Genomic DNA, 10,000 nt, shown 5'->3' with positions numbered 1-10,000 from the left:
GCCGACCTGCGGCGCGCCCCTTGCGTTGAGGACCGCCACTGTCAGGTCGCGGCGGGTCGGCCGGCCGATGCGTGCGTCGAACTGCACCGGCTCACCCACCATCACCCCGCCGAAGTCGCGCGCCGAGGCGAAAACCACGACACAACCGGACATCTCATCGGGCCCGAGGCGGTGCAGCGTGGCGCGGAACAGCAAGCGGCTGCTGCCCACCGACATTGCGCTTTCGCTCGGAGTGACGAGCACCCGGGCGGCCCGCCCGTACGCGGCGGTGATCGGGTGGTGGCGAACTGCGTTGGCGCGCATGGCAACCGCCAACCCGTAACCCGTGCCGACCACACCGACCGCCAGCACTGTGACGCTGATCGCCCGCAGCCGTGTGACGCCATCCGGGCGACACCCGAGCCGCCACAGCCGCAGCCCTGCGACCGCGGCGACGATGGCACTCAGCGATGCCAACGCCGCACCGACCGGCCAGACGATTCCGGCCGCGGTGACCAGCCAGCCGGTCAGCGCACCAGGCACCAGCCGCACGTCCAGCAGCGCTGACGGGTGCTCGGCAGCCGGCGGCCGGTCCGACGGCTGACCCCCGTCCGCGTCTTGCTCGCCTCCCACTTCGAGGTCTCAGACGCGGACCAACGCCCGCAACTTTTCCAGCCTGGCCGGGCCTATGCCGTCGACGTCGGCGAGTTGATCCACGCTGGTGAACTTGCCGTGCGCCTCCCGCCACTTGACGATCGCGGCCGCGGTAACCGGCCCGACGCCCGGTAAGGCGTCCAGCTGCTGTGTCGTCGCGGTGTTGAGGTCGACCACCTCACCCGGCTTGCCGGTCGGTTGTCCGGCTGCTCCGCCTGGGGCGGTCGACGTGCCCGTGGCGGCCGAGCCGGAATTGACCGAACTGCCCAGCGCCGTCGGCAGCCCCGCTCGAGGCGCGATGCCTACGACGATCTGCTCGCCGTCACCGACCGGGCGGGCGATGTTCAGCCCGATGGTGTCCGCTCCGTCGACCACCCCACCGGCGGCTTTGAGCGCATCAGCGATCCTTGCGCCGGGCGCCAAGGTCACCAGTCCCGGCGTATGGACAAGGCCGACGACACTGACGACCAGGGGGATGTCTGGCTTGGCTGACGGGGCGATTGCCGGCGCACGGCTGGCCGACGACGCCATCTCTACGGGTGGGAGTTTGGCCGAGGTGACCGGCGCGGGCTGTGCACGCATCAGGGTGAAAACCGTCACCAGCACCGCGATGGCGGCGATCAACGCCAGCCCGACCGCACCGGCGCGGGCCGGATCAGCACGCACGCTCGCCAGCCAGCCGCCGCCGGCTGAGCCGTCCGGAAGCCAGCGGGGCAACAGCGAATTGGGGTCGTTGTCCTCGTCGCTGCCGTCTTCATCGGATTCGGCGCCGGCAGCCGGCTCTGCACCCAGTCGTCGGCGCAGTCGCTCCATGGGCAGTTCTGTTCGCATGCGCCGACGGTAAGCGCGAACACCGCCAGAACGGCCGATCACAACCCCGCCGAGCGCACGTTCTGTGGACCAATCGCGCACTGTGCACTTTCCGCGCCGACATCGGCTGCGCCGAGAGGGTTTGACGACCCGTCGGCCGGGTAGCCGGAGTCCATGGTACTTGCTCTAATCACCGGCGCGTCAAGTGGAATCGGCTTCGAGCTGGCGAAGCGGTTTGCGCAGGACGGCTACGACTTGGTGATCGCGGCCGACAACGATGAGATCCACACCGCCGCCACCACACTGAAAGCGTCAGGCGTCGAAGTAGAGCCGGTGCAGGTCGATCTGCGCAAGCCGAAAAGCGTGGAGAAGCTCTACCAGCAGGCCACCGCCGGCGGGCGGCAACTGGACGCCGCGGCGTTGAACGCCGGCACCGGTCAAGGCGGCAAGTTCGTCGACACTCCTCTCGAGGCCGACCTGAACATCATCGACCTCAATGTCAGATCGACCGTGCACCTGGCCAAGCTCGTACTGCGTGACATGGTGCCCCGCGACAGCGGCAAGGTGTTGCTCACCTCGTCGGTCGTGTCGATGATGCCCGGCCCCTACCAGCCGATCTACAACGCTTCCAAGTCGTTCGTGCAGTCGTTCGCCGAGGCGCTGCAGGACGAGTTGCGCAACACCGGGGTTACCGTGACGGCGCTGTTGCCGGGACCGACCGACACGAACTTCTTCAACCGCTCAAACCAGCTCAACACGCTCCTCGGGCGCATCCCGAAGGACGACCCGGCCAAAGTGGCCGAGCAGGGTTACCAGGCACTGGTGCATGGTCGCGGCCAAGTCGTCGCTTCATCGCTGACCACCAAGATCATGGGCGTCAGCAACCGGTTCCTACCCGATTCGGTCAAATCCGCTGCCAACCGGTTGATCGCCAAACCAGTCAAGCAGCGCTGACACGAGCAGTCCGCCGCGCACTCAGACACCCGGTTACGGTTGGCCGGCGCGGGCGGCCTAACGTGCAGAGCAGCACCGTCGGTGATTGTTTTCTCCGGCGGCCATCCAGCAGAGGAGGCTGCGATGCAACTGGCGCTCAGCGCGGAAGAAGCCGCGTTCCGCGACGAACTGCGCACGTTCTACACCACGGAGATCCCCGCCGACATTCGCGAACGGAGCCGGCTCGGCTTGGGGCCCAGTCGCGATGACATCGTGACCAGTCAAAGAATCCTGCACAAGCACGGGCTGGCTGTGCCGAACTGGCCTGTCGAATGGGGCGGTAAGGATTGGACGCCCGCTCAGCAGCAGATCTGGCTCGACGAGATGCAACTGGCTTGCGTGCCGGAGCCGCTGAACTTCAACACCAAGATGGTCGGTCCGGTGATCGCCGAGTTCGGCTCCGACGAAATCAAACAACGCTTCCTGCCGCCGACGGCCAGCCTCGACATTTGGTGGTGCCAAGGCTTCTCAGAACCCGAAGCCGGTTCCGACCTGGCCTCGCTGCGCACCACCGCGCACCGCGACGGTGACAGCTACGTGGTCAACGGCCAGAAGACGTGGACAACCCTCGGCCAGTACGCGGACTGGATCTTCTGTCTGGTCCGCACCGACCCGCAGGCGCCGAAACGGCAGGCCGGAATCTCCTTCGTGCTGATCGAACTCGACACCCCCGGCATCACAATGCGGCCCATCAAATTGATCGACGGCGGTGTCGAGGTCAACGAAGTGTTTTTCGAAGATGTCCGGGTACCTGCCGATCAGCTCGTCGGCGAGGAGAATCAAGGTTGGACGTACGCGAAGTTCCTGCTGGGCAACGAGCGAACCGGCATCGCTCAACTCGGCCGAACCAAAGTCCGCCTCGCCGAGGTGAAGGAAAAGGCGGGCGAATCCGGCGTGCTGGCTGACCCGCTGTTCGCTGCGCGACTGGCCGAAGTCGAAAACCAAGTGCTGGCACTGGAACTCACGCAGATGCGGGTTGCGTCCGGCTCGGCCGCCGGTAAGCCGAACCCGGCCTCATCGGTGCTCAAGCTGCGCGGCAGCCAACTGCAGCAGGAGGCGACCGAGCTCCTCGTCGAGGTGGCCGGTGCTGACGCACTGCCGTTCGCGGCCGGTGACGACATCGCTTCGCCGGAGTGGGCGCAGCGCGCCGCGCCGCGCTACCTGAACTACCGCAAGACATCGATCTACGGCGGCAGCAATGAGGTGCAGCGCACCATCATCGCGTCCACCATTCTGGGTTTGTGAAGACAGGAGCGGCAGGCAGTCATGGACTTTCAGTTAAGCGACGAGCAGACGCTGCTTCGCGACACCACCCGCGATCTGTTGGCTCGCGCCTACGACCCGGAAAGCCGTAACAAGGTCATCGACAGCGATCTCGGCTGGAGCCGCGAAGTGTGGGGCCAGCTCGCCGAGACGGGGATCCTGGGACTAGGGTTCGATCCGGACGAGGCCGGGCAGCTTGAAATCATGGTCGTGCTCATCGAACTGGGCCGGCGACTGGCGCCGGAGCCCGTCGTACACGCGGCACTGGCTCCGGGCGCGGTCATCGCCGAGTTCGGGAACCAAGAGCAGAAGCGGCTTCTGGACGACGTGGCGGCCGGAGAGCACCTGCTGGCATTCGCCCACCTGGAGCCCAAGCTGCGCTCGGCCTACGGCGAACTGACCACTCGCGCTGTGCGGCAAGGTGATTCTTGGGCGCTGAACGGCCACAAGAACCCGGTGTTCGCCGGTGACAGCGCCGACACCCTGGTGGTCAGCGCGGCGTTGCCCGACGGCGGGACGGGATTGTTCCTGGTCGAGGCCGGCGCGACCACCCGGCATCCGTACCGCACCTTCGACGGCCAGCGTGGCGCGCAGATCGATCTGAACGACGTTCCTGCCGAAGCTCTCGGTGACGCTGCCGACGCATCGTCGGCGATCCGCGACACCATCGTCCGGATTCAGTCGGCACTGTGCAGTGAAGCGGTGGGTGCGATGGAGGAAGCGCTGCGGCTGACCACCGACTACCTCAAGTCCCGTAAGCAGTTCGGGGTCACGCTGAACAAGTTCCAGACGCTGACGCAGCGCGCCGCCGACATGTACGTCTCCCTGGAACTGGCGCGCAGCATGAACTACTACGCCGCCATGTCGATCGCCGACGAAAACCTCGATCCGGTGATCGCGGCACGGGCCAAGCTGCAGATCGGCCAGTCCGGACGTCACGTCGCTCAGGAAGCGATCCAACTGCATGGCGGCATCGGCATGACCGCTGAGTACCCGGTCGGCCATTACGCCGCCCGGTTGACCGCGATCGAGCAGACGCTGGGCTCGTCGCGCGAGCAGCTGCGCGTTCTCGTCGATCAGCTCGGCGACTACACCGTCGCGTCGCTGTAGAACGGCGGCACGCATGACCGAACTGTCTGAGCGGGCCACATGACCACATCCAGCGTCGACCGGCCGCTTCGAGTGATCCAATGGACCACCGGCAACATCGGTCGGCGATCGCTGCACGCCATCATCGGCAGGCCAGACATGGAACTGGTCGGCGTCTACGCGCACGGTCAGGAGAAAGTCGGCGTCGACGCCGCGAAGCTGGCCGGTTGGCCGGAATCGACCGGGGTCGAGGCGACCAACGACGTGGACGAACTGCTCGCGCTCCGTCCGGACGCCTGCTGCTATAACCCGCTGTGGCCCGACATCGACGAGTTGGTGCGACTGCTCGAGTCGGGTGTCAACGTGTGCTCGAGTGCGGCCTGGATCACCGGCGGAAAGCAGACGTCCGAAGACCGCCAACGCATCGTGGACGCCTGCGCGCGGGGCGGCTCGTCGATCTTCGGCAGCGGAGCCCATCCCGGGATGACCAACTTGGTGGGAATGGCGCTCAGCGGATCCTGCGAGCGCGTCGACGAGATCCGCATCACCGAATCGGTGGACTGCTCAACCTATGAGTCGGCGGCCACCCAGACCGCGATGGGGTTCTCGCAGGACCCGGACACACCGGGCCTGGCGGACACTGTGCGCCGGGAAAGCGAAGTGTTTGCCGAGTCAGCGGAGCTGATGGCCGACGCCATCGGAGCGAAGCTGGACCGGCTGACGTTCGACGTCACCTTCACCGCGGCCACCGCCGACACCGACCTGGGTTTCATGAAGATCCCGGCCGGAACCGTCGGCAGCGTGTACGGCTACCACCGCGGTTGGGTCGGCGAGCAGAACATCGTCAGCGTCGGGTTCAATTGGACGATGGGTGACCACGTGGTACCGCCCAAGCCGCTGGAACACGGCCACGTCATCCAGGTGTTCGGCCTGCCCAATATGCGTACGGTGATCCACTGCCTGCCGCCCAAGGATTGGACCGAGCCCGGGTACATGGGGCTGGGCATGATCTACACCGCGATGCCGGTCACCAATGCGGTTCCCGCGGTGGTCGCGGCCCGGTCGGGAATTCTCACCCTGGCGGATCTGCCGCCGGTCACCGGCCGAGCGAAGCCCCAGCACTGAGGCGTCAAACACATGCGAGCCACCTCGCGGAACGTGAGCGTGCTCTAAGGTTTAACATACTTAGCCGAGCGAATGTTCTGCCGGCGCATCGGCGAAGATGACGAGAGGCAAAGCCGGGCTTTCGGCAGAGTGCTACAAACGCCGACGGCGGCGGACGGAATGGATCTTCAGCTCGATGCGTTCGGCGGGAAGATCGCGAACGGGCGGGCGGGAGGAGGCCGGGTGAGGGCGATTTCGGTTGGTAGGATCCTCAAACGCTGGTGGATACCGGTGATTCTGCTGATTGTTTTGTCACTGTCCGCGCTCGTCGTCACGCGCCTGCACAAAGTTTTCGGCTCACAGGACCTGAATGCGAACGCCGGAGCGGGGATCAAAATCGTCCAGTTCAACCCCAAAGTCGTGAAGTACGAGATTCTCGGCCCACCCGGGAGCACCGCCAACATCAACTACTGGGACGCCGACGCCAACACCCACCAGGTCAACGGTGCGCCGCTGCCGTGGACTTACACACTGTCCACCACGCTGCCCGCAGTCAGCGCCAACATCATGGCGCAAACCGACGCCGACCACATCGGCTGCCGCATCACCGTCGACGGTGAACTTCGCGAGCACCAGAGTGCAGACGGGCTCAACGCACAGACCTTCTGCCTGGTGAAATCCGCATGACCGACACCAGCACTGAGCAGGTCAAGTCCGCACGCCCGCCCCGGCCATTCATCCCGCATTTCATTCGCCTGCTTGCGGTCCCCATCATCCTGGGCTGGGTCGCACTGACCGTTCTGGTGAACGTCGCGGTCCCGACGCTGGAAGTCGTCGGCGAGGCGCATTCGGCGCCGATGGCGCCCTTGGACGCACCGTCGATGAAGGCGATGATGCGGCTGGGTCACAACTTCAAGGAGTTCAACTCCAACAGCACGGTGATGGTCGTGCTGGAAAGCCAGCAGCCACTCGGCGATGCGGCGCACCGCTACTACGACGACATCGTGCGGAAACTGCGCCAGGACACCAAGCACGTCCAGCACGTCCAGGACTTCTGGGGCGACCGGTTCACCGCGGCGGGCGCCCAGAGCGCCGATGCCAAGGGCGCCTACGTTCAGGTCAACATCGCTGGTAACCAGGGCACCACCGAGGCGAACGACTCCGTCGAAGCCGTCCGCAAGGTCGTCGACAACGAACCCGCGCCGCCCGGGATCAGGGGCTACGTCACCGGCCCGGCGGCGCTCAGCGACGACATGCACGCCATCGGCAACGCCAGCCTGGCCGAGATCACGCTGTTCACCCTTGGCGCGATCGCGATCATGTTGTTGCTGGTCTATCGCTCGATCGTCACTACGCTGGTTCAGCTGTTCATGACCTTCGTCGCGCTGGCGTCCGCGCGCGGCATCGTCGCGGTTCTCGGTTACAACAACGCGTTCGGGCTCACCACGTTCGCGGCGAACATTCTGACGATGTTGGCCATCGCCGCCGGAACGGACTACGGGATCTTCCTCCTCGGCCGCTACCAGGAGGCCCGCCGGGCCGGTGAGGATCGAGAAACCGCCTACTACACGACATTCAAGGGTGTCGCGCCCGTCGTGCTGGGATCCGGCCTCACCATCGCCGGTGCGACGTACTGCCTGAGCTTCGCCCGGCTGCCCTGGTTTTCCACCATGGGTGCGCCGGTAGCGATCGGCATGCTGGTCGTGGTGGCGGCCGGGTTGACGCTGGGCCCCGCGGTTGTGTTCGTGGGCAGCCGCTTCGGACTGTTCGAGAAAAAGGGCCAAGCCCGCGGCCGGCTGTGGCGCCGGGTCGGCACCGCGGTGGTGCGTTGGCCTGCACCGATTTTCGCGGTCAGCGCCGCCGTCGTCCTGGTCGGCATGGTCGCCTTGCCCGGCTTCAAGACAAGTTACAACGACCGCCATTACCTGCCCGAATCAGCGCCGTCCAACATCGGGTACGCCGCGGCCGACCGGCATTTCTCCGAAGCGCGGATGAATCCCGACATGCTGATGATCGAAGCCGACCACGACATGCGCAATCCCGCCGACATGCTGGTGCTGGACAAAGTCGCCAAGAACGAGATCCGCACCGTGGGTATCGCGATGATCCAGGACATCACCAGGCCCCTGGGCATCCCGATCCAGCACAGCTCGATTCCCTTTCAGAACAGCATCCAGAGCCAGACGACCATGCAGAACATGGACTTTCTCAAAGACAGAATGAAAGACATTCTGACGATGGCCGACGAGATGCAGGTCATGATCGGGACGACGGAGCGCATGGCGAAGGTCACCCACGACCTGGCCGCTGCCGCTGACGACAGCGCAAAGCACACCGCAGAAAGCTCGCAGATCACCGATAATTTGCGGGACCATATCGCCGATTTCGACGACTTCTGGCGACCGATCCGTAGCTACTTCTACTGGGAGAAGCACTGTTTCGACATACCGATCTGCTGGTCGTTGCGGTCATTGTTCGACGCGTTGGACGGAATCGACCAAATCGCCGAACAAATCAAGGACCTCTCAGGCGACATCGGGCGTACTGCGCAAGCCTCACATGAGATGGAGCGACTCATCCCGATCATGCTCGAGACGTTGAAGACGACACATGGTCTCACGCTGACGATGTACCAGACCTTTTCGGCGATGATCAACCAGATGGAGGCCATGAGCAACACCTCCATCGTGATGGGGCAGAGCTTCGACAAGTCGCAGAACGACGACTTCTTCTATCTGCCGCCTGAAGCCTTCGGTAACCCGGAATTCCTGCGCGGTGTGAAGATGTTCTTCTCCCCCGACGGCAAGTCGGTGCGCTTCTTCATCACCCACCAGGGCGATCCGATGACCCCGGAGGGAATCGCGCGGGTGTCGGCGGAGCGCACCGCCGCGCAAGAGGGACTCAAGCAGTCCTCGCTGTCGGATGCCAAGGTATATCTCGGTGGAACCGCCGCCACCTTCCGTGACATGGCCGACGGCGAAAAATACGACCTGATGATCGCCGTGGTGTCAGCGTTGACGCTGATCTTCATGATCATGCTGCTGCTCACCCGCAGCGTGGTGGCCGCCCTCGTCATCGTCGGCACTGCCAGCAGCTCAATCGCGGCGTCCTTCGGCCTGTCGGTGCTGATCTGGCAGGACCTGCTCGGCATGCACATTCACTGGATTGTGGCGGCGCTGTCGGTCATCATCCTGTTGGCCGTCGGTTCGGACTACAACCTGCTGCTGGTTTCCCGGTTCCGGGAGGAGATCCACGCCGGGCTCAAGACCGGATACATCCGGTCGATGGCCGGCACCGGTGCAGTGGTGACGTCGGCGGGTCTCGTATTCGCGTTCACCATGGCTGCGATGCTGGGCAGCGAGCTTACGGTGCTGGGCCAATTCGGCTCGACGGTCTGCATCGGTCTGCTGCTCGACACCCTGGTGGTGCGCACGCTGTTCATGCCGTCGCTGGCCACAATGCTGGGCCGTTGGTTCTGGTGGCCGCAGGTGATCCACCCGCGCGGCGATTACGCCAAACCGAAGCCAGTCCCGGTGAGCGGCGAGAGCGAAGCCACCGCGCCGCTGGCGGCGCCGGCCAAGCGCTGATCGGTTGTCCTTCGGGTCGGCGAGCGTAACGCTGCTGCGAAGACGGCGACCAGAAGTCGCGGTGACGTTACGCTGACGAGCTGCCTGGGTCTTCCGGGTCGACGGCGACGCAGACTGCCAGGGCTCCCGGGCCGACGTGCAGCCCGAGCACCGGACCCAGATCTGTCACGATCGCCGGTCGGCCCGCCGGTAGCCGTTCTGCCAGTGCGGCCGCCACGTCGGCCGCGCCGTCGGGGTTGTTAACGTGATGCACCGCGACCGCCGCAGCGTTGTCACCGACCAGCTCGCACACCCGGTCGAGCATCGCCGCGACGGCCTTGCTGGCGGTGCGAACCCGTTGCGCGAGAACCAGTTCGCCGTCGTCGATGTGCAGCAACGGCTTGAGTGAAAGTGCGGTGCCCAGCCATGCCGCGGCGCCGCCCATGCGTCCGCTGCGCCGCAGGTTGTCCAGCCGGTGGACAACTACGAAGGCGTGGCAGCGCTGCGCCGCAGCGCGCGCCGCCTGCTGCACGGTCTCCACG

General features: G+C 65.3%; 8 protein-coding genes and 1 pseudogene. 6 read left to right on the top strand and 3 right to left on the bottom strand.

Annotation, left to right across the window (positions count from 1 at the left end):
• Together WA317_RS11540 and WA317_RS11535 are read right to left on the bottom strand one after the other, a co-directional pair.
• Positions 1 to 612: pseudogene (locus WA317_RS11540) on the bottom strand (ComEC/Rec2 family competence protein); the annotation flags it as partial.
• 9 nt (positions 613 to 621) lie between these two features.
• On the bottom strand, positions 622 to 1,464 hold the full coding sequence (locus WA317_RS11535; RefSeq protein ID WP_425173153.1) for a helix-hairpin-helix domain-containing protein: 843 nt from the start codon (positions 1,462 to 1,464) through the stop codon (positions 622 to 624).
• 153 nt (positions 1,465 to 1,617) lie between these two features.
• Here WA317_RS11535 and WA317_RS11530 point away from each other — a divergent pair, with 153 nt between their 5' ends.
• The 6 genes from WA317_RS11530 (at position 1,618) to WA317_RS11505 (ending at position 9,479) form a co-directional block, all read left to right on the top strand.
• Complete coding sequence (locus tag WA317_RS11530; RefSeq protein ID WP_425173152.1) at positions 1,618 to 2,397, top strand: SDR family NAD(P)-dependent oxidoreductase; 780 nt, start codon at positions 1,618 to 1,620, stop codon at positions 2,395 to 2,397.
• Between the two features lie 123 nt (positions 2,398 to 2,520).
• Complete coding sequence (locus WA317_RS11525) at positions 2,521 to 3,681, top strand: acyl-CoA dehydrogenase family protein (RefSeq protein WP_425173151.1); 1,161 nt, start codon at positions 2,521 to 2,523, stop codon at positions 3,679 to 3,681.
• A gap of 21 nt (positions 3,682 to 3,702) precedes the next feature.
• Positions 3,703 to 4,809, top strand: coding sequence for an acyl-CoA dehydrogenase family protein (locus WA317_RS11520; protein WP_425173150.1), 1,107 nt, complete (start codon positions 3,703 to 3,705; stop codon positions 4,807 to 4,809).
• Between the two features lie 39 nt (positions 4,810 to 4,848).
• On the top strand, positions 4,849 to 5,913 hold the full coding sequence (locus WA317_RS11515) for a dihydrodipicolinate reductase (protein WP_425173149.1): 1,065 nt from the start codon (positions 4,849 to 4,851) through the stop codon (positions 5,911 to 5,913).
• Between the two features lie 246 nt (positions 5,914 to 6,159).
• Positions 6,160 to 6,579 (top strand): MmpS family transport accessory protein, encoded by a 420-nt coding sequence (locus WA317_RS11510; RefSeq protein ID WP_425173154.1) that lies wholly within the window; start codon positions 6,160 to 6,162, stop codon positions 6,577 to 6,579.
• Positions 6,576 to 9,479, top strand: coding sequence for an RND family transporter (locus tag WA317_RS11505; RefSeq protein ID WP_425173148.1), 2,904 nt, complete (start codon positions 6,576 to 6,578; stop codon positions 9,477 to 9,479). Before WA317_RS11510 ends, WA317_RS11505 begins: the two co-directional genes overlap by 4 nt.
• 67 nt (positions 9,480 to 9,546) lie before the next feature.
• On the opposite strand, the gene WA317_RS11500 is transcribed toward WA317_RS11505, so the two are convergent.
• Positions 9,547 to 10,000: DegV family protein (locus WA317_RS11500; protein WP_425173147.1), on the bottom strand; the 454-nt coding region annotated here is incomplete at its 5' end.

This window comes from Mycobacterium sp., from assembly GCF_049802695.1.
Classification (GTDB): Bacteria; Actinomycetota; Actinomycetes; order Mycobacteriales; family Mycobacteriaceae; genus Mycobacterium.
Note: the sequence above shows the minus strand (reverse complement) of the source record. Positions and strands in the feature narration are given on the sequence as shown.

Coding starts and splice junctions, on each gene's coding strand:
- WA317_RS11535 (WP_425173153.1), bottom strand. CDS start 1,464: ATGCGAACAGAACTGCCCATGGAGCGACTGCGCCGACGACTGGGTGCA.
- WA317_RS11530 (WP_425173152.1), top strand. CDS start 1,618: ATGGTACTTGCTCTAATCACCGGCGCGTCAAGTGGAATCGGCTTCGAG.
- WA317_RS11525 (WP_425173151.1), top strand. CDS start 2,521: ATGCAACTGGCGCTCAGCGCGGAAGAAGCCGCGTTCCGCGACGAACTG.
- WA317_RS11520 (WP_425173150.1), top strand. CDS start 3,703: ATGGACTTTCAGTTAAGCGACGAGCAGACGCTGCTTCGCGACACCACC.
- WA317_RS11515 (WP_425173149.1), top strand. CDS start 4,849: ATGACCACATCCAGCGTCGACCGGCCGCTTCGAGTGATCCAATGGACC.
- WA317_RS11505 (WP_425173148.1), top strand. CDS start 6,576: ATGACCGACACCAGCACTGAGCAGGTCAAGTCCGCACGCCCGCCCCGG.